Source organism: Arthrobacter sp. TJ-270 (assembly GCF_058269075.1).
On the sequence record NZ_JBZCNB010000011.1, the window covers coordinates 26626 to 49604 of the forward strand.

Consider the following 22979-nt stretch of genomic DNA (forward strand, 5'->3'; position numbering starts at 1 on the left):
CGAAACCAGCAGGCGACATCACAGGAAGCGAAAGACATGTCAGAGAACACCATAGAGGCCAGTGACTACCAGGAAATCATTGATGCCCTGATGTCCTTCATCGAGAAGGCCGTTGTCCCGATCGAGCAGGAGCACACTGAGTTCCTCGCCGACGAGTACAACGTTTTCGATAAGCGCGGTCTCATGACCCAGAAGTACCAGGACATCAACCGTCAGGTACGGGAACTGTCGGCGGAATTCGGCTTCTACTCGCTTTATGGAGCTGAGTCCCTGGACGGAGGGGACCTGCCGGCAAGTGGCATCGTCCAGGTCCAGGAGGCCCTTCATTACAGGTACGGACCGGAGCGGACGCTAATCCATGAATCCGTTATCCCGTCCCCGTTCACAAACGGTTTGAGCCCGTTGCTGCTGAAGCTGAACGAGGAGACGCTCGCGCCCCGTCTGGCCGACATTCAGTCGGGCAAGAGCACCTTGTGCTTCGCTCTTTCAGAGCCCGACGCCGGCTCGGACGTCTTCAACCTCAAGACGAAGGCGACTCCAGAGGGTGACGGCTGGGTTGTCAACGGTCAGAAGCAGTGGATCTCCAACGCCGCGCACGCATCGCATGCGTTCGTGTTCGCCATCACCGATGTCGAGGCACTCAAGGCCCGGACCGGAGGCATCACCTGCTTCTTCGTGGATACGTCCGATGAGGGTTTCTCGGTAGACGCGGGTATCCCACTGATGGGCAAGCGCGGTTCCAACGCGACGATCGTCTCGCTGACCAACCTGAAGGTCACGCGCGAACAGATTGTAGGGGAAGAAGGGCAGGGCCTTAACCTGGCGATGGGCGGGATAAGCCGCGGCCGATTGACCATGTCCGCTAACTGCATCGGTTTGGCGCGCTGGGCGCTCGACCAGGCCGTCTCCTACGCCAATACGCGTAAGACCTTTGGGAAGACCATCGGCCAGCACCAGATGATCCAGGCCAAGCTGGCTGACATTGCCACGCAGATCTATCTCTGCAAGTCGGCAGTGGCCCGCACGGCAGCCATTGTGGACGCTGGATTGCCGGCGATCAAAGAGACTTCGATGGTCAAGATGGCCTGCACCGAGATGGCCGGTCGGGTCTTGGACGAGGTTATGCAGATCCACGGTGGCCTGGGACTCACTAACGAAATGGGCTTGGAGGCCGGGTACCGTTACGCGCGCACCCTGCGCATACCCGACGGGACCTCAGAGATCCAGCGCCGGACTGTGGCCAAGCGGCTCCTGGCGGGGGACACCCAGCTATGAGCGACACCTTAACATCCCTGGTCGCCGTCACGCAGGTCGGTGGAGTGCGCACGATCGTGCTCAATCGACCCGAGGCACGCAACGCACTGAGTCCCGATCTGCGCGCGGACCTGCGTGACGCGCTGCTGGAGGCGGACGCCGATGATGAGACCCGCTGTATCGTCCTAACCGGCGCGGGAGGAAACTTCAGCGCCGGCGGAGACGTCAAGCGTATGGGCAAGAACACGCCCTCGCGTGGTTCCGCCAGGATCGCCCTTGGCAGGGAACTGGTCGACCTGGTCCGGGGCGTCAAGAAACCCACGATCGCAGCCGTTGAGGGACACGCCGTGGGAGCAGGGTTCGGCCTGGCCCTCGCGACGGACCTTATCGTCGCGTCCGAGACCGCCCGATTCCAATTCGGGTTCATCAAGCGAGGTCTAGCACCTGACAGCGCCGTGCCCTATCTCCTGTCACAGCAGATCGGGAACCGCCGGACCATGTTCTACGCCATGACCGGCGAAGTGATCCCGGCTGACACAGCCGCTGAACTCGGAATCGCGGTGCACGTCTATCCCGCTGACGGCTTCGCTCACGCTGTGGCGTCGTTCGCGGAATCCTTGGCGAACGGACCTACCGCGGCGCTCTTTGCCACGCGCAAAATCGTTCATGCCTCCCATAATTTGACCATGTCGCAGGCATGGGACATGGAGGCCTTCGCCTCGGCAGTCACCTCGACGACCGCGGACCACAAGAATTCCGTGGCGGCCTTCAACGCGAAGTCGCCCTACACGTTCCAAGGAGAATGACCTGTGTCTGACCTGATCACCCTCGAACGGGACGTTGAACGCAAATTCGCGATCGTCTCATTCAACCGTGAAGACAAGATCAACGCGTTCAACCAGGACCTGTTGGACGGTCTGATGGAGACGCTCGCCGCCCTCACCGACGACGACTCGGTGTCGTCCGTCATCATCCGAGGCAGTGGCAAGAATTTCAGTGCCGGCTATGACGTTGTTTCGGGCTACGCCTCGGCCAGCGCCTATGACGACTGGCGCCGGCTGCAGGACAAAGTAGACCTCTGGGAGCGGATCTACCGCTTTCCGAAGCCCCTGATCGCCGCCGTCGAGGGTCACTGCCTCGGCGGCGCTACAATGCTCGTGGCTTGCTGCGACCTGGTCGTCGTCGGCGAAGACGCGAACATCGGCTGGCCATCGATCCCCCTGGGCGGCGGTCTGCTGAGCCCGGTGTCCCTGTGGCACATTGGCATGCGCAAGGCCAAGGAGCTGTCATTCATTGCCGGAAACGCCATGACCGGCACCGAGGCCTTCCAACTTGGATGGGCGAACCAGGCTGTCGAGCCAGGCACCGTCCTAGAGAGCGCCAAGACGCTGGCCACACGAGTTGGCAAGACACCCTTGGATCTGCTCTACCTCAAAAAGCAGGCCCTCAACAAGGTATACGACCGGCAAGGCTTCGTCGAGTCTCTGCGCTCGGGTGCAGAGTGGGATGCCATCTCGCACACCGCCAGCTCAATCGGGGACGTTAAGGCGCTGATGAAAGAAAAGGGCCTGAAGGGCGCGATCAAGCACTTCACCGAGTCATAACCAATGCAAGCACGAAAGGAAAGCACCTGATGATAATCAGAAACAAAAAAACCACGGGGTCGATGGCGTCCCTGGCAATCCTTGCCCTCGGGTTGACGGCCTGTGGCGGCGGCATCGGCAATGGAGCCGAGAACGCCGGCGGTAAGGGTCTGGAGCCGGGGGCAACCAAGGAGGAGTACATCGCTGCGTTCGCGGACGTCGAGCCGATCAATCTCGACTTCCAGTACGCAAGTACCAACCCGAAGGCCTTCTCAGCACAACGTGATCTCGAGTGGGCAAAGACCGTCGAGGAGTGGTCCGGCGGGAAGATCACCATAAGCACCCACGCGTCCGGCGCTATCGCCAGTCCCACCGAAGTCCCGGACGCGCTGGCCGACGGCCGCCTGGACCTCGCCAACTACTACAGCACCTACGAGCCTCAGGAGATGGCTGCCTTCGTGGACATGACCAAGTCTCTGGTGCAGCTTCCCAGCAGCCCACTCATCGCTGAGCTTGCGACGCATGCAGTCCTGGCCGACGTCGGCTTCAATACCCCCGAAGTGATGGCCAACTACGAGGAACGGGGCATGCACGTCCTGCACCCGGCCGTGCCATCAGGCACCATCACAGCGGTATGCCGGGAAGACAAGGACTCACCGGCCGACTGGCGGGCCTCACAGATTCGCGGCAATTCACAGGCCCACGAAATCCAGACCAGCGCCCTCGGTGGCACCCTGACCAGCATCGCGCTGTCTGAAGGATACGAGGCCCTGGAGCGTGGCGTGCTCGACTGCTCGCTGCAGTCCACCGCAACCGCCTACAGCGTCGGATGGCTGGAGGTCGCGCCATACATCAAGATGCCGCGAGATGCCAGCTTCGCACCCGGCCCGGGCAGCATGGTGGCCGGCGCCTCCTGGGAGACCCTGCCGCTGATCGCCCAGCAGCTCATGTTCGACACCATGCCCGTCTACCTCCGAGGTGAAGCCTTTAATAGCGTGACCAGCGTAGTGCTCGCCGCCGAGGCGGCCGAGAAGAACGGCGGCAGCATGGAGTTCCTCGACGATGAGAGCGCGAAGGCACTCGCCAACGCCAACAAGGAGATCCTCAAGCAAGTCGAGGACTCACCCAACTTGGACGGTGCGGCGATGAACCGGGCCGTCGCAGACTCGATCGAGAAGTGGACCGGCATCGCCAAGGAGCTCGGCTACGAGGAGAAGGGCGACGTGACCGACTTCGCCAGCTGGTACGAGGGGTCCACTGACTACAGCGACCGCGAATACCTGCAGCCCTTCGCTGACCGGCTATACAAGGAAGTCCTCCTTCCCCACCGCCCAAGCTGACAACACGGGGTGCCTGAGGGCAGCGTCCACCCCCTCAGGCACCCCAAAAAAACAGACAACACGAGCATCGATCCGCACCACGAATTCACCACCGACAAGGAGCAGCATGATTCCCACACTGACAGGCGGGGTCAATCCCTCTGATCTGGGCGTGACGCTGATGCATGAGCACATCTTCGTGCTCAACGCAGAGTTGGTGGTGAACTTCCCGAGTCGCTTCCCCGCCGACGAGCTGGTTGACCGCGCCGTCCGCTACTTGGACGACGTGAAGACCAGCGGCGTCGACACGGTCGTCGACCTCACAGTGATGGGTACAGGGCGGAACATTCCCCTGGTTAAGAGAGTCGCCGAGAAAGCGGACGTCAACGTCGTCGTAGCGACAGGCTGGTACACATATCACGAGGCCCCGGCGTTCGCCAGCCTGAACGGTCCGGGACGGTTGCTGGGCGGGCCGGATCCTCTGACCGAGATCTTCGTCCGGGATATCGTTGCGGGCATCGATAACACCGGGGTCAAGGCAGGTGTCCTGAAGTTTGCTGCCGACCGCTACGGGATCACTGATGGCGTGTTCTACATCATGCAGGCCGTCGCGGACGCTCATCTGGAAACCGGGGCTCCGATCTTCACCCACTCGGACCCGAACCAAGGAAACGGCCTGGACCAACAGGACTACCTGGAGAAGCGTGGTGTCGATCTTTCGAGAGTGGTGATCGGGCACTGCGGTGACACCGACGACATCGACTACCTGCGCCGCATAGCAGACCGAGGATCCGTCCTGGGCATGGATCGGTTCGGTCTGGAAGCACGGTTGCCCTACGACCGGCGGATCGAGACGGTCGCCCGGCTCTGCGAGCTCGGCTATGCACCGCAGATGGTTCTGGCCACCGACTCATCGGCCTACAGCATGAACTTCCCGGACGATGCCCGGCGGGAGAGACTGCCGAGGTGGCGTGCTCCGGAAGTCATGAACGCCGTGGTCCCGGATTTGCGGAAGCGTGGGGTTCCAGATGATGACATCCACACCATGATCACCGCAAACCCCGTCCGAGTCCTCGATACAGCGCACCGTTCAAAGGAGTAACAGCAATGGGACAGTTTGACTCGTACGAATTCCGCCGGGTGATGGGTACGTTCCCCACCGGCGTCGTGATCATCACGGCCATGGACGCCTCCGGACAGGCTCTGGCCATGACAGTGGGTTCCTTTGTGTCCGTCTCCCTGGAGCCGCCACTGATCGGGTTCCTGCCCGCCAAAACGTCTTCGTCCTGGGCCGCCCTCCGCAACAGCGGGACAACGAAATTCGGTGTCAACATCCTGGGAAGCCACCAGGAGGACCTCTGCCGCGCGGTCGCCCGTCGCAAGACGGACAAGCTGGAAGGCTTTGAGTGGACGCTTTCGGAACATGGCAGTCCCGTGCTTCAGGATGCCGTTGCGTTCATCGACTGCGACACACACTCGATCTCCGACGCCGGCGACCACGACTGGGTCATGGGCAACGCCCTGGACCTTTACACAATGAGCACTAACCTGCCCCTGTTGTTCTTCCGGGGCGGCTACGGTTCGTTCGCTCCCGGCTCGATGGCCATCAACACCGACATCTCCGTTGACGTGCTGCGTCAACTGGACCTGGTTCGACCGCACATGGAGAGCCTGGCAGCGGAACTCGTCACCGAGGTCAGCGTGATGACGCTTGTCGACGGCGAGCTGATCAACGTCGGAGCCGTGGGCATCCCGCAGCGCCGCCGGTCCTCCTCCCGCGTAGGCATTCACGTGCCCTTCATGCCGCCGATCGGCGGTGTCTTCGCGGCGTTCGGCGGACCGGACGCCGAGGAGCTCTGGTTCTCACGGATCCCGGAGGACACGGATTCCGAAGTCCGCGCCGACTTCAAAGTCGGTCTGGAAAATGTGCGCCTCCGGGGGTGCGCATACGGCATCGGTCATACCGCCGGCGAGGCGATCGAACTACAGGCGCACGGAGCCTACGTTTCCAAGGACCCCGCCGAACGCAAGCACCTCGAGGAGGTCGTGAACGGCGCCGCAAAAACGTTCAACATCGTCGACGTCGAGCGAGACCAGGACTACGAATTCCATTCGGCGACGGCTCCGGTCTTTGACCGGGACGGGGTCTGCATCTTCTCCATGACCGCGTGGGGTTCTGACGGGCTCACCTCGGGCGGCGACGTTCTGGCCATCCTCGAGCGGCTGAAGCGCACCGCCGACGCTGCTAGCCAGAACCTCAAGTTTCGCAGTCTCTGACCGTACGAACAGGAACGGAAGCCAGCAGTGCTCAAGTCATTTTCAGACCTAGTCATCCTCGAGATGGCCCACATCTACAACGGGCCTTACTGCGGTCTGCTCTTCGCCCACTTGGGCGCTGAAGTCATCAAAGTTGAGCCGCTCGCAGGGGAACGCCTCCGGAGCCGGGCCCGCGGGGACAGGGATCCTCACGAGTTCGTGATGCTCAATTCAAATAAGAAGAGCGTCGCGCTGGATCTCAAGAGCGAGGAGGGGAAAGAGGTTTTCCTGCGCCTGCTCGACAAGGCCGACGTCCTCATCGAAAACTACGCCCCGGGTACCCTGGACCGCCTGGGGCTGGGGCCCGAATCCCTTCTGGAGCGCAACCCGCGTCTCGTTGTGGCATCAGGCAAGGGCTATGGCACCAGTGGCCCCTATGCGACGATGCCGGCTATGGACCTCACCGTCCAGGCGATGTCCGGTGCGATTTCCACTACGGGATTCTCGGATGGTGCACCGGTGAAGACGGGGCCCGCGTTCACTGACTTCTCCGGCGGCATTCACCTGTTCGGCGGTGCCATGGCCGCCCTTTACGACAGGGAGAAGACCGGTAAGGGACAGGTGGTCGAGGTGTCGATGCACGACACTATCTACCCCATGCTGACCTCGGCCCTGAGCATGCTGTACAACTACCCGGACACTGTGCTTCCGGAGCGCACCGGGAACCGGCACTCGGGGCTGGGCATCGCCCCCTACAACGTATACCGCGCCAGTGACGGCTGGCTCGCCATCATCTGCTCGTCCGACAGGCATTGGACACGACTGGCTGAGGCGCTGGGGATCCAAAAAGCCGTGGAAGACCCCCGCTTTGCTGACCCGGTGCTCCGGTCGGAGAACATGGATGCGTTGGACGCGATAATCACGGCGGCGACCTCCGAGCTGACCCGCGACGAGATTTCGGCGAAGCTGAATATTGCGGGGGTGCCTTTCGCTCCGGTGAAGACGCTGCGCGAGGTGGACAGCGACCCGCACCTTATCGAGCGTGGGATGATTCAGTACGTGGAGCACCCGGAGAACGGGCGGGTGCCGGTCGTGGGCAATCCCCTGCGGATGTCCGGCGGTTGTGAGAGTCCCAAATTCACGCCCGCACCGAAGGTCGCTGCCGATCAGGTAGAGGTCCTCGGTCGTCTACTATCGATCCCGCTAGATGAGGCGGAGTCCCTTCTCGGAGTCCCTTCTCGGAGGATCGAAGAAGTGATCAAGGCGCAGGACCTCATCGACAACGATATTCACCTGGAGGGTTCGAGGACACGATGGCGACAAAAGTAATACCTTCTACCGGGACGGCGGACCGGGCTGACGTGGCGGCCGACCGGGACCCGTCAGCGGCTACGGCCAGGCGTAATGCTGAGCTGAACGTCTTCTTCGACGCGCTGTACCGGTGGACCGAGGCCAAGCCCAGGAGTGCTCCGGTCTACCAACGTGGAATCGACACGCGCGCGCACATCGTCGCGTCAGCGCGCAGTGCATTCGTGCGCCTCGGTTACATCGACTGCACCGTTGAGGACATCCTGAACGAAGCCTCGATCTCACGCGGCACGTTCTACTCGCATTTCCGGAGCAAAAAGGCAGTCTTTGCCGCGGCCGTCGAGGTGCACACCGTCGGACGAATCAACCAGACGGAGGTCACCGACCTCGATGACTTCGGCTACCACGATCGGGTGAGAGCGTCGATCAAGCAATTCCTCAAAAACTACACGGATACCCAGGACTTCTCGATGGTCATCGAGCAGGCCGCCCATTACGACCCCGGATTCCGTACCGTCCGGCTGGTGATCCGTGACATCTACGTTCGCCGCATCGCCCGTGGCATTGAACGCCAGCAAAAGCTGGGGGCGGTGAGTAGCGACTTAGACGCGGGACTGTTGGCGCTGACCATTCTTTCGATGATGACCAATGTGGCCCAGGTGGAGATCGGTTGGCGCGGGAAGAAGCCAAATGACGACATGGCCGAGACCCTCACTAACTTCTGGTGCGCGGGAATCGGTCTGAAGTAGCAGGAAGCGAGAACCCTTTCCGGGCCCAGCGTCGACGGGCTTGGCGGAGTCCGGCCCGGACCCCACCCCACACACTATGACGACGAAGCAGTGGCCCTACGCCACAGCCAGGCCTTCCGGCGGCGATGGGGCATCGCCCGCTAACTAGCGGGCGATGCCCATCCCTGCTGGTTAATAGGAGAGAACATGAAATTTATAGTTTTAGTCAAGCAGGTGCCGGACACCGGTGATGCTCGCAAGCTGGACCCGCAGACGGGTCTGTTGAACCGTGGCGTCTCCGAGTTGATCCCTGACGAGATCACGGAGCGTGCTCTGGAGTGCGCCCTGCGGGTCAAGGATGCGGACAGTTCCACGGAGGTGGTCGCGCTCTCGGTGGGTCCCGAGGAGGCAGAGAAATCAATTCGACGGTTGCTCGCAATGGGGGCGGACCGTGGCCTGCACATTGTGGACGCGTCCCTGGCCGGTTCTGACATGCTCCAAACAGCGAAAACCATCGCCGCCGCAATCGAAAGGGAGGGTTTCGACGTAGTTCTTGCCGGCAACCAGTCGACGGACGGACGCGGTGGCATGATCCCATCCATGGTGGCCGAGCTGCTCGGAGTGCCCGGCATGCCGGACCTGGACGCATTCGAGGTAACGGACGGCACGGTCAGGGGTTCCCTGCGGACGGGCGAGGGAGATATCCGGCTGGAGGCCCCGGTGCCGGTGGTGGCTGCCGTCACGGAGCGAGCAGCCGAAGCCAGGTTCCCGACTTTCAAGGGCATAATGTCGGCCAAGAAAAAGGTCGTCGACAAACTGAGCCTTACGGATCTCGGTGTTCAAGCGGGGCCTGCGTACGCGCCGGTCCGTTCAGTCATGATTTCTGCGGTTACTGCGCCTCCGAAACAAGCGGGAATAACGGTGGTCGACGACGGTTCCGCAGCTGCCCAACTGGCTGAATTCCTTGAGTCGAAAAACCTGCTGTGATGCGCTTTGCATCAGCCGTCGGATACACGTTTCAAGATTGAGGATCTGCGATGTCGAACATACTTGTTTTTACTGAGACAACACACGATGGGACGACCGCCGCGAGCACGCCGGCACTGATCGGGGCTGCCGCGTCTGTGGGCACGCCGATCGTGTTGGCGGTGACCACCGCGGAGCATTCGCCCGCACTGATTGAGGCCCTCAGGAAATGCGGCGCCACGCGGGTGGTAGTCGCCGAGCTTGAGGCGCCGAGCACACACCTAGGCTCTGCCGAGGTGACGGCCTTGGAGAACGCAGTCCAGGAATTCGCTCCGATCGCGGTGCTCCTGGACAATTCCCCGATCGGGCGCATGGTGGGTGCGCGACTCGCTGCCCGGACGGGTGCAGCCATCGCCGCGGACGCAGTTGGTCTGTCGCTGGAAGCTGACGAGGTCATCGCCTTACATTCCGTGTTCGGTGGTGACTACGTCACGGAATCCACCGTGGAAGGTGGTCTAATGATCGTCACAGTACGCTCCGGTGCTATCTCCGCCCGGACGGAGACCTCCGATGCCGAGGTCTCACGCATAACTGTTACAGATCACGCGTCCCCAAGTCCGGTCATCATCGGCACGGAGCCGATCCTGGTGAAGAGCGACCGGCCGGATCTGTCAGCAGCCTCCATTGTCGTCTCGGGCGGTCGAGGCATCGGTTCAAAGGAAAACTTCTCGCTGGTGGAGCAATTGGCGGACAGCCTGGGAGCAGCTGTCGGCGCGTCACGAGCTGCCGTGGACGCCGGATATGCCCCACAGAATTTCCAGGTTGGCCAGACCGGTATCGCCGTTTCGCCGGACCTCTACATCGCCGTGGGCATCTCAGGGGCTATCCAGCACAAAGCGGGCATGCAGACCGCGAAGACTATCGTCGCGATCGACAAGAACGAAGAGGCTCCGATCCTCGAGGTCGCGGACTTTGGGATCGTAGGGGACCTATTCTCGGTTGTTCCGCAGCTTATCGAGGAGATTAGCCGGCGACGGAGCGCCGTCACCGTATCTTCCTCGTAGCGCCCTTCCGCATATGCGGGAGACGTTCGGCGAACAGAATCATGGAGTACACATCGTGGTAAACAACAAACCTTCCCTGGACAGACGCCGCCGGATGAGCGGCATCCCTCCGGTGCTCGTCGATACTGCAGTAGCCGAACTGAAGGCCCCAGCGGAGCCGGCGGAGGCAAGTCTTGCGCCAGAGCGTGCGTCTGAGACGCCGTTTGATCAGCCGCTCCGTCAGGAAAATGTTCAGAACGTCAAGGAACCAAGCACCCAGGCACGGCCCGTGGACCAGGCGCGACCGGACCGCCGCCGAATGAGCGGACCCTCTGCTATTCCGCTGAAAGTAGAAAGGGCTCAAAGACTGGGGGAGTCGGGCGGGGCGGACATGCACGGCACCCAGACCCCGGCCGCGTCAACACCAGCTGTTGAGCCGGCATCGAGCCCTCGAGTCGCTCGGCGCCGCATGGGGACTCCGGTTGCTGGGACATCCGCCCCCACTGCTGAACCACGTCGAATGGGGACGGACGCGCCGGCATCAGGGCGGGAAACCCAGGTCGAGGCGCCGGTCCCACGTATTCCGGCCGCCCATAAGCATCCAACTTCAACGACCGGGCAGGGATCGCCCGCTCCTTCGGCAAAGAACCCGACCCCAAAAGGACGCGCTGCCTCCGTTGAGCGGTCCAAGGCGCTCCGGGGAGTCGTTACCGTTGCGGGGGTCGCCCTGATTTTCCTCGCGGTGGTGTTGCTCTCCCGATGGCTGCGGACCCTCTCGGGAGTGGAAACATTCATCGCCGACTACTCCGGCCACGCCTCCCAGCCGGCTTCCGCGCCGGCGGGCATCCCCGGCTGGCTCGGATGGCAACATTTCCTCAACATGTTCTTCATGGTCCTGATCGTGCGAACCGGTCTCCAAGTGAGGTGGGAGCGTCGGCCTCCCGGATACTGGACCGCCAAGAAGGGCTCTTTCTTCTCGCCGGGGCGCCAGACTCCCAAAAAAATCTCCCTCTCGCAGTGGGTCCACCAGTCTTTGGACGTCCTATGGGTAGTCAACGGGCTCGTCTTCATCATCCTGCTCTTTGCCTCAGGCCACTGGATGCGCATCGTGCCCACCAGCTGGGACATATTCCCACACATGCTCTCTGCCGGCCTGCAATACGCCTCGCTAAATTGGCCGACCGAGAACGGCTGGGTACACTACAACGCCCTTCAGGTCATGGCGTACTTCGTGACCGTGATGATCGCCGCACCCCTGGCGATTATCTCCGGCATCCGTCTATCGACCTGGTGGCCATCAGACAACGAGAAGCTCTCGCGGCTATATCCTGTCGAGATCGCCCGCGCCATCCATGTACCTGTGATGATCTACTTCGTCGTATTTACCATCGTCCACGTGTTCCTGGTGTTCTTCACCGGCGCTCTGCGCAACCTCAACCACATGTACACCGCCCGGGACGCCGTCGACATCTGGGGCCTCGTGGTGTTCCTCGTCTCGCTGGTCATAGTTGCCGTCGGCTGGCTTTTGACCGGACAAATGTTCGCCAGGCCCGTGGCCGGCAAGATGGGCAAAGTTACGAAGAACTAACTACGAGCCGCGATCAAGGGCGTCAAGGACTGATTCAAGAATGCAGCGAGAAGCGATAGCCCTGCCAACCGGGCGGCGGGTGGCAACGCGCCGAGGAGCGTTGTGGCGGACTCACCGGGCACCGAAGACAACGAGTAAAGGAATGATTGTGCGGCCCGTCCCCTCAGGCGCTGCAACATCTCCTCAAGAACCGGCGTCAGATGCCGTCTCGATCCACCTAAACGATCCATCGCACATTGCCCGAAAATACTACGCGGCAGTCTCTGGAAAGTCGTCGACGAGGGTGCTGGGGGCCGCTCTTAAGACCAAGGCAGAGGACGTTGCCATGCACGGTCAAGAATTCTCGTGGGCAGATGCCGAGCAGTTCCTGTGGGGAGGAACTGAAAGTCCACTAGCTGGTACCCTCTCCGGATTTCACCTGCTCCCCTCGGAAGAACGCGAGAAACAAATCTGTCTTTTGAAGGTCCGGGTCATCCATCACTTGGCCTCTCACGGTTGGACACCCTGGGGATTCGGCGGCCGCTATGACAAGTTGATCAACGTTTTGTCCGATCGCGGTGCTGCCCAACTTAAAAGCCTGTTTGAGCAGGGAAACTTCGAAGGATTTGGTAAACGCGTACAAGGTCTTATCGTCAGACATGAAGCGGAAACCTCTGGACAAGGGATTCTCTGGGCCTCGGTTATCGAGGAGGCACTCGGAGGAAAGTCTCTCGAGTCCCGTTTCGATGTCTGGGGCGATCACAAAAAAAAGCAAGGCCGGGAGCTAAGAATAGTGATCCGCGACCGCCTCTATCGGGGCGGCTGGGTGCAGAGAATCGAAACTGAAGGATACTGCACCGTAGGCAATTACAAGGAAGAGGCGGCTATGCTATGCCCCGGTGACAAAGGTCGATGACTACTGTTCAGCACATGGAAACCCTCGCGTGGACTAATTCGATGTGCTCAACCCAGCACCTAAGGGATTGAGCACCCGGAACCTTTCCCCGAGTCATGAAGGGGGGATTCGGGCGCAAACTCCCGGTCGCAACGAGCTAGGGACGCCAACGGGAACCACACCTATCGGTGCCAGCCCTCTGTGCTGGCGACGGCGGGGGATCATGACCGTCAAAGAATCCTGCAGATCCGTCGGAAGCCCCGCGCCGCCGGATTACCTGACCGACTCGGAGGTCGCTAATGCTGTTCGAACAAACTAATAAATTGGCACAGGATGCGCGGCTGGCGGTGAGCGTTATTCTGCTTCGCGAATCGGACATGGGGCCAGAGGTCTTTGTACAGCACAGGGTTTCCACCATGGATTTCGCGGCAGGGATGGTTGTTTTCCCGGGCGGACGGGTGGACGAGTCGGATTCGCACGAACAGAACCTGTCTGAAGGCATACTGAGAAGGAACGTGCAGGCCTGGAGCCGATGCAGCATTGCCGTTGACCCATTCTCCATCCGTCGCAATTCTGCTCGGCTTTTAGCGGCCGCCGTCCGAGAAATAGCCGAAGAAAGCGGAGTCATTCTAGACCCTTTTACTCTGAAACCTTGGGCAAATTGGGTCACTCCGAGCGGGCTTCCTAAACGCTTCGATACCTACTTTTTTCTCACTCACCCCCCTGCCGGAGCGGAACCGCGTAACCAGACAACTGAAGCTTGGAAATCCGGGTGGATGAGAGTCCGCGACATACTCTGCGCCGAGGCTTCAGGTGCACTGAAATTGATGTTGCCAACCCTAACCCTGTTGGAAGAGTTGCTCGATTTCCATTCGGTATTTGACGCATTGCACCAACATCGTCACGTCGAACCAGTTCTCCTGGCGCGGGAAGAGGCCAAAGAGTTACGGCTTCTTCGTAAACTGCGCCAGAACGCGATAGTGAAGAACTGCCCTCACAACGTCCAGGCGAGAACTTGAACAGGCCACTGACCCGGGTCAGCAACTTTGGCCCGGAACGATGCTTTGATTCTTGCGGCTGGACAGGCGCAAGCCGGGAACACCCGTGGCAGCCGCAAGCCGGGAACACCCGTGGCAGCCGCTGCGGTGGCCAGTGCGGCCTAAGCAGGTGGCCGTCCTGAGCGAGGAGGACAGGCGCATCCTGGGCCGTGCCGCCCACATCATGCAGGAGTTGAGCGCCAGATGAGCACCACATTCCGCGCCATGGGCAACCGGAACTACCGGTGGTGGATGGCCGGCGCTCTGGTCTCCAATGTCGGTACCTGGATGCAGAGGGTGGCACAGGACTGGCTGGTACTGACTGTACTCACCGACCATTCCGGAACGGCCGTTGGAATCACCACAGGTCTGCAGTTCCTGCCCATCGTGTTCCTCGGGCCCTACGCCGGAGTGCTGGCCGACCGGCGACCGAAACGAATAATCCTCCTGTGGACCCAGGCTGCCATGGGCTTGTGCGGCCTCGTGGTGGGGGTCCTCGTAATAACGGGCTCCGCGCAGCTGTGGCAGATTTATGCGGCAGCCATCGCCTTGGGTATGGCAAGCGCATTTGAAGGACCCGCAAAGCATGCATTCGTTTCCGAAGTGGTGGAGCCAGACGACGTGCCCAATGCGGTTGCCCTTAACTCGGCATCCTTTAACGTTGCGCGCCTCGTTGGACCCGGGCTCGCAGGCCTGCTCATTGCTTGGATCGGCACCGGCCACGTCTTCCTGCTGAACGCGGCCAGCTTCGCTGCGGTCATCTTTTCCTTGTGGCGGATGGACACTTCGGACCTGGTCCGGCCAGAAACGGCACCAACTGGCAAGCGCCAGATATCTCAAGGTTTCCGCTACGCGCGAGGACGCCCCGACCTCGTAATGACCTTCGTACTGGTGGGCATCGTGGGTGCTTTCGGCATGAATTTCACGGTTACCAATGCCCTGATGGCTACGGAAGTGTTCGGCAGGGGCCCAGAGGAATACGGGCTCCTGGGGACCATCATGGGAGTCGGAACTCTGGCCGCCACGCTGCTGGCTGCAAGCAGGCAAGGTCCGCGGCAAAGGTTCCTTCTCGGAGGAGCTATAGGCCTGGGATTTTTCAGCCTCGTGGGCAGCGTGATGCCCTCATTCTGGCTCTACGCAGTCTGCCTGGTTCTGGTCGGCTTAGCAGCACTGACATTCCTGAACAGCTGCCAGACAACCATTCAACTCACCGTTGAGCCACAATTCCGCGGACGGGTTCTCGCCCTCTACCTGGCTTTCCTGCAGGGCGGTATTGCTTTGGGGGCACCCTTGATGGGCTGGATCGGCACCGAATTCGGAGGCCGCTGGTCAGTTGCGTCCGGCGGGCTCATTGTGCTCACTGCGGGGGTGGCAGTATTAATCCTGGTCAGCCGACGCAGCGGGGTGAAAATGCGCCAACGAGTTCGGAGCATTTCAATCAGGAACCTGTTCCGCAAAAGGCGCGACCTTCCCGGCCAGGCCTGAGCATTGCGGCACCCAACGGCCCTCGTTGACAACGCGCCGGTCCCGCGGTGCGCAGCCTCAACTAAAGGCAAGGACAACGAACGTCAGATTGATGATCTCTTGGTCGCATTTCAACGTCCGCATGGACCCGCTAGCCACCTGTTCACTTCTTCACGCCGAAAATGAGCCACATGCCGCCCCTACTCGGACTCAGCCGGGAACATAAGGGACTCGATTCATCCCGAAAGATTACATGCTGACGTTCCTCGAGGCTCTCCAGCTAGACGGCCGGGTCGATGCGCACGGTCAACGACACGTCCGACCCGCCGGCCAGGGCGCCGGAAACCGCCGCGTGGCCGTAGAACGCCGAATCTACGAGATGTCCTCATCTGGTACGGAAATCTTGACTGTGTAAGCCATATTTTCCCCAGAAGGCGGGCATTCGTATTAGAACGCCGGGCCCAGTCCAAGGGTTATCGGTGGATCAAGGGTAAGGGAACCGGACGCTGAAGTCTGGTTGCCGGCCTTGAATGAGTGTCAGGAAGCGCCCAGGAAGTTGCTTCAGAGGCTGAGCGGAGACTTGCAGCATGTCCTACAAGATGCGATTCCTGAAACAAAATTGCGACGCTTGATAGCAGATGTGTGTGGTGCCTAGTGCATTAGATGCTGTAGCCGCGGTGAAACGTATTACGGTATCAAGGAGACCTCCAGCAAGGAATATCAGGAGTTGGCATGAAACACGACCGCTATGCAGCCGGTGGGGATTACGAGTCCGCCGGCTTTCCCGGGCACTTCTCGGTCACCGGTATCGACGGTATTGGTGAGATCACCCCCGATCACGATCTGGTGGAAGTGATCGCTGCCGCCGTCAAAGACGACATCGCCACTGGTGATATTTTGGTCGTGACGAGCAAAATCGTGTCCAAGGCTGAAGGGCGATCTGTGCAGGCGGAGGACCGCGAAGATGCCATCACAGCTGAGACGGTGCGGTTAGTAGCCAGCAAACACCATCCTGGCGGTGTGACTCGCATTGTTGAAAACCGGCTGGGACTCGTGCTCGCGGCCGCAGGCGTGGATGCGAGCAACACCCCGGAGGGGACCGTGCTTCTGCTGCCCGAAGACCCGGACGCCTCGGCACGGACCCTCTGCGTAGGCCTGCGGGAGCGTTTCGGTGTCCGGCTCGGAGTGGTCATCACTGACACCCTGGGCCGTCCGTGGCGCCAAGGACAGACCGATCTTGCCATCGGGGCAGCAGGCATTGCAGTAACTGACGACCGCCGCGGCTCCCGCGATGACTTCGGCAGAGCCTTGGACGTGACGGTCACCGCGGTGGCCGACGAAATAGCGGGTGCGGCGAACCTGGTGCTGGGCAAGACGTCGCGCCGACCGGTGGCAGTAGTCCACGGCCTGGGATACCTCGTCGGAGAGTTGTCCGAACAAGGTGCGTCGTCATTGATCCGTCCTGCAGAGGACGACTTGTTCCGGTTGGGATCCGCCGAGGCGCACGAGGAAGGATTCAAGGAGGGTTTCGCCGCAGGGCGGACGGCGGCAGCAGGAAACCCCGGATGAAAATCACTGTACTCGCGGGAGGCGTAGGCGGTGCGAGATTTCTCCGGGGACTTCGCGGGCACCTGCGCCAGATTATGCCGGACGGTGCCGGCGGAACGGCTGCGAAGATCACCGCCGTTGTGAATACCGGGGACGATTTGTGGTTGACAGGCCTGCGGGTCTGCCCTGACTTGGATTCGGTTATGTATGCCTTAGCCGGGATCAATGACGAGTCACGGGGCTGGGGCCGCGCCGGTGAATCCGAGCGGGTCAGCGCTGAACTCATTGCATACGGAGTGGGCTGGCCGTGGTTCACTCTCGGAGACCTTGATCTGGGCACCCACATCGCCCGTTCCCATCTGCTGCGCGAGGGCGAGCCCCTGAGCGAGGTCACGCGGCGTCTGGCAGCGCGCTGGGACTTAGGGGTGGAGTTGCTGCCTATGAGCGATCAGGAAGTCGAAACCCATGTGCTGTTGGACGGCCCCACAGCCGATTCACCGCAGGAGACCGTGCACTTCGAGGAGTGGTGGGTCCGGCTCCGGGCTGGGCGTCCGGCCCGGGCCTTCATTCAAGCCGGGGTCGAGAGGGCCGCCCCGGCGCCCGGCGTGCTGGCAGCTATCGCGGGCGCTGACGCCGTCGTGATTGCCCCGTCCAACCCAGTGGTCTCCATAGGCACAATCCTCCATGTCCCTGGCATCCGTGATGCAGTCCGGGTTACACCGGCAAAGGTCGTGGGTGTCTCTCCCATCATATCCGGAGCCGCAGTCCGAGGCATGGCTGACGCTTGCTTGAGCGCAATCGGTGTCGCAACGAGCGCCGATGCGGTCGCGTTGCACTATGGTGCGCGATCCGCAGATGGAGTTCTGGATGCCTGGCTGCTCGACAGTTCGGATGAAGGACTGTCTGAGGTGGTTACTGGTTCGGGGATCCGCACTACCGCTGTGCCGCTGTGGATGAACGATGAGAAAACAAGCGCCGCCCTCGCCGCGGCGGTCCTTTCGGCAGCGGAACTGCCCGTCTAGGAGCGCGTTCAGCTGGCTATCTGCAGCATCCTCAGAGCACCCAGAGCGGCGAGGGTGTGCGGACCTACGCCCATGGCGATGGCTGCGGCCAAGTCGGCGGCGGTGTCCACATCACGGCGGAGCGTCACAGCGGGGTCCATGATGAGGGATTGCATGCCCGCTGACCGGTGGCGGGCATGGGAGCCGGGGCCAAAGTGCGGGTCCGAGATCGCGCCCGGAGCGGCAGTGAGCATGACCGTTCCGGTGCCGGCAGCGTCAGGGACCACCGCCGTGTGGTGACGACTGGCCAGGTCAAGTGCGGTGTCGAGATCCGCGGCGGTCAGGGCTGGCACGTCAGACATGAGCACCGCTCGGTGCCGGAGGGGATGTGCATCGCCGACGTAGCGCAATCCGCGGTGGATCGCGACATTCAACCCCTCTGTGCCTGCCTCGGGAATCAACGTCGCGCCCAGGCCCGCGAACAGGACCCCTGCATCCCGATCTCCGGTGATCACACTGACTTCGACCACGAGGTTGCTTGCCATTGCGGCAGTGATGGCATCACTTGCGAATGCCAGCGCCAGCTCACGCCGCCGGAAGCCATCGCCGGCCTCAGGCAGGAGCCTGGTCTTGGAGCGGGTAGTTCCGCGCACAGGAATCAGGACGTGCCAGCGGGATTCTGCGGCTACGGTTTCGGCACGAAAATGCATAACTTACGTAGCCATGGGCAGCAGTCGCAGAGTTTTCCCTGTCGCTCTAAAGCCGGCCTCCGCATGCTGGCGTGCCACAGCGGCGCGCTCCGGTGACGGGATCCCGTAGGTGGTGGTGCGCTGGACAGGTGTCCGGCCTATCGCCCGGGTCATGGTCTCCAGTTCCGCAACGGTCTTTTCCGAGCCGTTGTCAGCTCCGGCCATCCGACTTATGGTCTCCTCCATCAAAGTGCCGCCCACATCATCGGCCCCGCCGCGGAGCATCAGCTGGGTGCCGGTCACACCCAGCTTGACCCAGGAGGTCTGGACGTGGTCGATCCGCCCGTGGAGCATGAGCCGGGCCACGGCATGGACTGCCCGGTTTTCCTGCATCGTCGGGCCCGGCCGGGCGACCCCTGCCAGGTAAACCGGGGAATTGGCGTGGACGAAGGGCAGCAGCACGAACTCCGTGAACCCGCCGGTGCTGTCCTGGATCCGGGAGAGCGTGCGCAAGTGCCCGACCCAGTGGGCAGGATTGTCCACGTGCCCGTACATCATGGTGGAGCTGGAGCGGATGCCGAGGCGGTGAGCGGTGCTGACAATGTCTATCCAGGTAGCTGCAGGTAGTTTGCCCTTCGTCAACACCCAGCGGATCTCGTCATCGAGGATTTCGGCGGCAGTGCCCGGAATCGTGTCCAGCCCGGCGTTTTTTGCTTCCGTCAGGAAGTCCTCGAAGGACAAGCCGGTTCGAGTGGCGCCGTTGACGATTTCCATCGGAGAAAAGGCATGCAGATGGATGTCCGGCTGCCGCTTTTTGACTTCCCTCGCGAGGTCGAAGTAAGCGGTGCCGGGAAGATCCGGATGGATGCCGCCCTGCATGCAGATTTCGGTGGCCCCGATGGACCAGGCCTCATCCACTCTGTCTCCTACCTGGGACAGGGAGAGGGTGTAGGCATCCGCATCTGTTTTGCGCTGCGCGAAGGCGCAGAACCGGCACCCGGTGTAGCAGACGTTGGTGAAGTTGATGTTGCGGTTGACGACGTATCCCACATCGTCTCCGACGGTGTCCTTCCGGACCCGGTCGGCCAACTCCGCCAACGCGTCCAAATCATTGCCGTCGGCGCTTAGCAGGGTCAGATAGTCCGTGTCCGTCAGGCCTGCCGGATTCTCTTCGGCCCGGGACAGGGCGGCCCGGACTTCCCGGCTCCCCCCTGCGTTGCCGCTGGGGCTGGTAGTCCGGAGGTTTTCGGTGAGGACCTCTTCACGCAAGACCTCCCAGTCCCCATAGACCGCGTCGAAGTCGCCGCGCCTGTCCTGTGTGCGCCCGGCCGTGTCGATCTCGGTATGCAGATTTACTCTGCCCGCTGATGACCAGTCAGGGTCCGGTTCCTGCCAGGGCTGTCCGTCGGGAATCCGGCCCTCGACGGCAAGCCCGTCCGCCCCGGCTAGGGCCCGCACATGCGGGAGCACCCTCGGATCGATCCAGGGCTCGGCGGCACGGACATAATGCGGGTGCGCCGTGAGCCTCTCCCGCAGTCTGAACCCGGCCTCCTCGCTAAGCCGGGCAAGGTCCTCGATTTGCGGCCAGGGCCGCTCGGGGTTTACGTGATCAGGTGTGAGCGGGCTGACCCCGCCCCAGTCATCGATTCCAGCGCGCACCAGCAGGGACAGCTCGGCGGCATCGGTGAGGTTTGGGGGCGCTTGGATCCGCGCTCCGGGGCCAAGCACGAGACGTGAAACGGCGACGGCCGCGGCGTACTCTTCACTGCCCAGGTCGGCCGTACCCATCATGGCCGTGGCCTCTTTGGCCCGGAAATTCTGCACGATTACTTCCTGAACGTGTCCATGGCGGCGGTGGCTGGCCCGGATCTCAAACAGGGCATCGACCCGCTCGGCATAGTTTTCCCCGATGCCCAGCAAAACCCCGGTGGTGAAGGGCACATTGGACCGGCCGGCATCCTCGAGCACGCGCAGCCGCACCGCGGGATCCTTATCCGGGGAACCGTAGTGGGGTCCGCCCTTCTCCGTAAAGAGCCGAGCGGCAGTGGTTTCGAGCATCATGCCCATCGACGGCGCGACAGGCTTAAGCCGCTGGATCTCTTCCCAGCTCATAACCCCTGGGTTCAGGTGGGGCAGCAGGCCAGTTTCCTCAAGCACGCGTATTGCCATCGCCCGCAGGTAGTCAATGGTGGAGTCGTAACCGTGCGCATCCAGCCAGGCCCGGGCCACCGGCCAGCGGTCCTCGGGTCGGTCCCCAAGGGTGAACAACGCCTCCTTGCAGCCCATCGCAGCACCTGCCCGGGCGATCTCCAGGACTTCGTCGGGGGACAGAAAGGGCGCCTTGCCGGCCTTGGCCAGCTGGCCTGGCGTCGTGACGAAGGTGCAGTAGTGGCAGCGGTCCCGGCACAAGTGCGTGAGCGGAATGAAGACCTTTCGTGAATACGTTATGACACCTGGCCTTCCTGCCTTTTCTAGGCCAGCGTCCCGGACCCGGGAGGCCGCGCCCAGCAGCGCCTCCAGGTTCTTCCCACGCGCGTGCAACAGGGTTTCGGCCTCGACGGCGTTCAGCGTGACCCCGTCCCCGGCACGCCGCAGCGCACGGCGCAGCGCACTCTCGGACGGTGTGAAGGATTCGAAGTCAGGCATTGGCTTTCTCCTTCGGGGAAGGGTTCATTGACCCGGTGGAAGGCCAGCCTTGGACGTGTTCGCTCAAGCCCCGGAGCCGCGGCATGAGGTGCTCGGCGAACTGCGAAAGGAATCGCTGCTGGTCATGGCCCGGTGCGTGAAAAACTAGGTGGTTGAATCCCGCATCAATGTAGGGCTGGATCTGACTCATCGCCTGCTCCGCATCAGCGGCGATGATCCACCGTTTGGCTACCTGCTCAATGGGAAGCGCGTCGGCGGCAGCAGCCATGGCCGCCGGGTCTCCAAGGCCTGCCTTTTGTTCCGCGCTGAGGGACAGCGGCGCCCAGAACCGGGTGTTCTCCAGCGCCAGTGAGTAGTCGGTGTCGAACGACAGTTTGATCTCAATGGTTTTTTCGATGCCCGCCAGTTCACGTCCGGCGGCTGCCGCTCCCTCGGCCAAGGCGGGCAGCAGCTTCTCCGTGTACAGCTCCATCCCCTTGCCGCTCGTGCAGATGAAACCGTCCCCGGCCCGTCCGGCGTAGCGGGCCACCACGGGACCACCGGCGGCAATGTAGATCGGAACCGGCGTCGCGGGGCGGTCGTAGACGGTCGCGTTGACCGTCCGGTAATACTCACCCTCGAAACTGACCCGCTCATCTGTCCACAGCTCGCGGATGAGCTCTACGGCCTCCCGGGTCCGCGCGAAGCGTTCCTTGAAGGGCGGCCAGTCAGCCCCGGTGACTGCAACCTCATTGAGCGCTTCACCGGTACCCAGCCCAAGGATGACCCGGCCCGGATACAAACATCCCAGCGTGGCGAAAGTCTGGGCAACGACAGCCGGGTTGTAGCGGAAGGTCGCCGTGAGAACGGAGGTTCCCATCACGATCCGGGACGTCCGTTCGCCCACGGCGGCCATCCAAGCGGGAGCAAAGGGTGCGTGCCCGCCTTCGTGACGCCAAGGTTGGTAATGGTCCGAAACCATCACCGAATCCATGCCGATTTCTTCGGCAAGTACCCCGTATTCCACCAGGGTCCTGGGGTCGAACTGTTCCGCGGAGGCCTTGTAGCCGATCCTGATGCTCATTGCGTCTCCTCATGTAATGCTTCAAATGGGAACAGGGCCACCTGTGCGGGCGCCTTGCCTCCGTTGTCGTTGCCACGGGTTTTCAGTGCGACTATCTGGCTCATGCCTATCTGCCGGTCCTTGGGGGACTGCGGTTCAATCTTGGAGGCATCTTGGGTCGAGGATCTGCTCAAGCGCGTAGTTGAGCAGATCCTCGGTTCGTGCGGCATGGTTTTTCGACCCCCGGATGACGCCAGTCGACATACCCGTCCGGGCGAACCAAACTCGCGCCGCCCTCCTCAATTCTGAACAACTGTGTATAGGTTGCTGTAGAAACAGACGGCTGTCAAGCGCCCGCGACGACTCGTCAAAGATGCCCGCGTGGCTGCTATTGAAAAATCACCGGTCCTCAAGCCGGTCAAGGTCAAGGCCGCCGCGGCCGCCCCTGTACCAGGAACCCGGTGATTGAAGCACTGCGGCTCTGCCGGGCAGTTTAGGGGTACGCCGTGCGGGAAAATAAGGCCGAAAATGGGTGTTCGCCGATCAAGGAGGCCACGGCGAAGTTCCGACTTCCGATCCTGGAATCGACTCGGATTTTGCCGAGAAAGGCTAAGCCGAGGACCCGTTCCGAGG

Annotated in this window: 20 protein-coding genes; 17 read left to right on the forward strand and 3 right to left on the reverse strand. The window is 61.9% G+C overall.

What is annotated here, in order from left to right; translation table 11 throughout:
• The first annotated feature begins 36 nt into the window (after positions 1 to 36).
• The 17 genes from AC4D2M_RS16035 (at position 37) to cofD (ending at position 17990) form a co-directional block, all read left to right on the forward strand.
• Positions 37 to 1275 (forward strand): acyl-CoA dehydrogenase family protein, encoded by a 1239-nt coding sequence (locus tag AC4D2M_RS16035; RefSeq protein ID WP_490892895.1) that lies wholly within the window; start codon positions 37 to 39, stop codon positions 1273 to 1275.
• Positions 1272 to 2060 carry an enoyl-CoA hydratase/isomerase family protein gene (locus AC4D2M_RS16040; RefSeq protein WP_490892896.1) on the forward strand — a complete coding sequence of 263 codons (789 nt, stop codon included), beginning with the start codon at positions 1272 to 1274 and terminating at the stop codon, positions 2058 to 2060. The genes AC4D2M_RS16035 and AC4D2M_RS16040 overlap by 4 nt, the downstream gene beginning before the upstream one ends.
• A gap of 3 nt (positions 2061 to 2063) precedes the next feature.
• Entirely contained in the window at positions 2064 to 2858 is a 795-nt protein-coding gene (locus AC4D2M_RS16045) for an enoyl-CoA hydratase/isomerase family protein (protein ID WP_490892897.1), read from the forward strand.
• A gap of 29 nt (positions 2859 to 2887) precedes the next feature.
• Entirely contained in the window at positions 2888 to 4177 is a 1290-nt protein-coding gene (locus tag AC4D2M_RS16050; RefSeq protein ID WP_490892898.1) for a type 2 periplasmic-binding domain-containing protein, read from the forward strand.
• Positions 4178 to 4283: 106 nt separating this feature from the next.
• Positions 4284 to 5258, forward strand: coding sequence for a phosphotriesterase family protein (locus tag AC4D2M_RS16055; RefSeq protein WP_490892899.1), 975 nt, complete (start codon positions 4284 to 4286; stop codon positions 5256 to 5258).
• Positions 5259 to 5263: 5 nt separating this feature from the next.
• Complete coding sequence (locus AC4D2M_RS16060) at positions 5264 to 6433, forward strand: flavin reductase (protein WP_490892900.1); 1170 nt, start codon at positions 5264 to 5266, stop codon at positions 6431 to 6433.
• A gap of 27 nt (positions 6434 to 6460) precedes the next feature.
• Complete coding sequence (locus AC4D2M_RS16065; RefSeq protein WP_490892901.1) at positions 6461 to 7741, forward strand: CaiB/BaiF CoA transferase family protein; 1281 nt, start codon at positions 6461 to 6463, stop codon at positions 7739 to 7741.
• Entirely contained in the window at positions 7726 to 8469 is a 744-nt protein-coding gene (locus AC4D2M_RS16070) for a TetR/AcrR family transcriptional regulator (protein ID WP_490892902.1), read from the forward strand. Before AC4D2M_RS16065 ends, AC4D2M_RS16070 begins: the two co-directional genes overlap by 16 nt.
• Before the next feature lie 186 nt (positions 8470 to 8655).
• On the forward strand, positions 8656 to 9435 hold the full coding sequence (locus AC4D2M_RS16075) for an electron transfer flavoprotein subunit beta/FixA family protein (protein WP_490892903.1): 780 nt from the start codon (positions 8656 to 8658) through the stop codon (positions 9433 to 9435).
• Positions 9436 to 9485: 50 nt separating this feature from the next.
• Positions 9486 to 10478, forward strand: a complete 993-nt coding sequence (locus tag AC4D2M_RS16080) for an electron transfer flavoprotein subunit alpha/FixB family protein (protein WP_490892904.1) — start codon at positions 9486 to 9488, stop codon at positions 10476 to 10478.
• Positions 10479 to 10977: 499 nt separating this feature from the next.
• The gene (locus AC4D2M_RS16085; RefSeq protein WP_490892905.1) at positions 10978 to 12045 is read left to right on the forward strand and encodes a cytochrome b/b6 domain-containing protein; all 1068 of its coding nucleotides are present in this window, start codon (positions 10978 to 10980) and stop codon (positions 12043 to 12045) included.
• A gap of 142 nt (positions 12046 to 12187) precedes the next feature.
• Positions 12188 to 12940, forward strand: a complete 753-nt coding sequence (locus AC4D2M_RS16090; protein ID WP_490892906.1) for a hypothetical protein — start codon at positions 12188 to 12190, stop codon at positions 12938 to 12940.
• A 278-nt stretch (positions 12941 to 13218) separates the two neighbouring features.
• Entirely contained in the window at positions 13219 to 13938 is a 720-nt protein-coding gene (locus tag AC4D2M_RS16095) for an NUDIX hydrolase (protein ID WP_490892907.1), read from the forward strand.
• Positions 13939 to 14023: 85 nt separating this feature from the next.
• Entirely contained in the window at positions 14024 to 14164 is a 141-nt protein-coding gene (locus tag AC4D2M_RS16100) for a hypothetical protein (RefSeq protein WP_490892908.1), read from the forward strand.
• A complete protein-coding gene (locus AC4D2M_RS16105) occupies positions 14161 to 15441 on the forward strand; it encodes an MFS transporter (protein WP_490892909.1) in 1281 nt (426 codons plus the stop codon). Before AC4D2M_RS16100 ends, AC4D2M_RS16105 begins: the two co-directional genes overlap by 4 nt.
• Positions 15442 to 16152: 711 nt before the next feature.
• On the forward strand, positions 16153 to 16989 hold the full coding sequence (gene cofE, locus AC4D2M_RS16110; protein ID WP_490892910.1) for a coenzyme F420-0:L-glutamate ligase: 837 nt from the start codon (positions 16153 to 16155) through the stop codon (positions 16987 to 16989).
• The gene (cofD, locus tag AC4D2M_RS16115) at positions 16986 to 17990 is read left to right on the forward strand and encodes a 2-phospho-L-lactate transferase (RefSeq protein WP_490892911.1); all 1005 of its coding nucleotides are present in this window, start codon (positions 16986 to 16988) and stop codon (positions 17988 to 17990) included. Before cofE ends, cofD begins: the two co-directional genes overlap by 4 nt.
• Before the next feature lie 8 nt (positions 17991 to 17998).
• Here cofD and cofC read toward each other — a convergent pair whose 3' ends face one another.
• Genes cofC through fgd form a run of 3 tightly spaced genes read right to left on the reverse strand, consistent with a single transcriptional unit; the run spans position 17999 to position 22367 of the window.
• The gene (cofC, locus tag AC4D2M_RS16120) at positions 17999 to 18679 is read right to left on the reverse strand and encodes a 2-phospho-L-lactate guanylyltransferase (protein WP_490892912.1); all 681 of its coding nucleotides are present in this window, start codon (positions 18677 to 18679) and stop codon (positions 17999 to 18001) included.
• A gap of 3 nt (positions 18680 to 18682) precedes the next feature.
• On the reverse strand, positions 18683 to 21304 hold the full coding sequence (locus AC4D2M_RS16125; RefSeq protein ID WP_490892913.1) for a bifunctional FO biosynthesis protein CofGH: 2622 nt from the start codon (positions 21302 to 21304) through the stop codon (positions 18683 to 18685).
• Positions 21297 to 22367: a glucose-6-phosphate dehydrogenase (coenzyme-F420) gene (fgd, locus tag AC4D2M_RS16130; protein ID WP_490892914.1), complete on the reverse strand. Its 1071-nt coding sequence runs from the start codon at positions 22365 to 22367 to the stop codon at positions 21297 to 21299. The genes AC4D2M_RS16125 and fgd overlap by 8 nt, the downstream gene beginning before the upstream one ends.
• Positions 22368 to 22979 lie beyond the last annotated feature (612 nt).

Bases quoted from the DNA above. Each gene is read 5' to 3' on its own strand.
- AC4D2M_RS16035 (WP_490892895.1), top strand. From the start codon at position 37: ATGTCAGAGAACACCATAGAGGCCAGTGACTACCAGGAAATCATTGAT.
- AC4D2M_RS16040 (WP_490892896.1), top strand. From the start codon at position 1,272: ATGAGCGACACCTTAACATCCCTGGTCGCCGTCACGCAGGTCGGTGGA.
- AC4D2M_RS16050 (WP_490892898.1), top strand. From the start codon at position 2,888: ATGATAATCAGAAACAAAAAAACCACGGGGTCGATGGCGTCCCTGGCA.
- AC4D2M_RS16055 (WP_490892899.1), top strand. From the start codon at position 4,284: ATGATTCCCACACTGACAGGCGGGGTCAATCCCTCTGATCTGGGCGTG.
- AC4D2M_RS16060 (WP_490892900.1), top strand. From the start codon at position 5,264: ATGGGACAGTTTGACTCGTACGAATTCCGCCGGGTGATGGGTACGTTC.
- AC4D2M_RS16070 (WP_490892902.1), top strand. From the start codon at position 7,726: ATGGCGACAAAAGTAATACCTTCTACCGGGACGGCGGACCGGGCTGAC.
- AC4D2M_RS16075 (WP_490892903.1), top strand. From the start codon at position 8,656: ATGAAATTTATAGTTTTAGTCAAGCAGGTGCCGGACACCGGTGATGCT.
- AC4D2M_RS16080 (WP_490892904.1), top strand. From the start codon at position 9,486: ATGTCGAACATACTTGTTTTTACTGAGACAACACACGATGGGACGACC.
- AC4D2M_RS16085 (WP_490892905.1), top strand. From the start codon at position 10,978: ATGGGGACGGACGCGCCGGCATCAGGGCGGGAAACCCAGGTCGAGGCG.
- AC4D2M_RS16090 (WP_490892906.1), top strand. From the start codon at position 12,188: ATGATTGTGCGGCCCGTCCCCTCAGGCGCTGCAACATCTCCTCAAGAA.
- AC4D2M_RS16095 (WP_490892907.1), top strand. From the start codon at position 13,219: ATGCTGTTCGAACAAACTAATAAATTGGCACAGGATGCGCGGCTGGCG.
- AC4D2M_RS16105 (WP_490892909.1), top strand. From the start codon at position 14,161: ATGAGCACCACATTCCGCGCCATGGGCAACCGGAACTACCGGTGGTGG.
- cofE (WP_490892910.1), top strand. From the start codon at position 16,153: ATGAAACACGACCGCTATGCAGCCGGTGGGGATTACGAGTCCGCCGGC.
- cofD (WP_490892911.1), top strand. From the start codon at position 16,986: ATGAAAATCACTGTACTCGCGGGAGGCGTAGGCGGTGCGAGATTTCTC.
- cofC (WP_490892912.1), bottom strand. From the start codon at position 18,679: ATGCATTTTCGTGCCGAAACCGTAGCCGCAGAATCCCGCTGGCACGTC.
- AC4D2M_RS16125 (WP_490892913.1), bottom strand. From the start codon at position 21,304: ATGCCTGACTTCGAATCCTTCACACCGTCCGAGAGTGCGCTGCGCCGT.
- fgd (WP_490892914.1), bottom strand. From the start codon at position 22,367: ATGAGCATCAGGATCGGCTACAAGGCCTCCGCGGAACAGTTCGACCCC.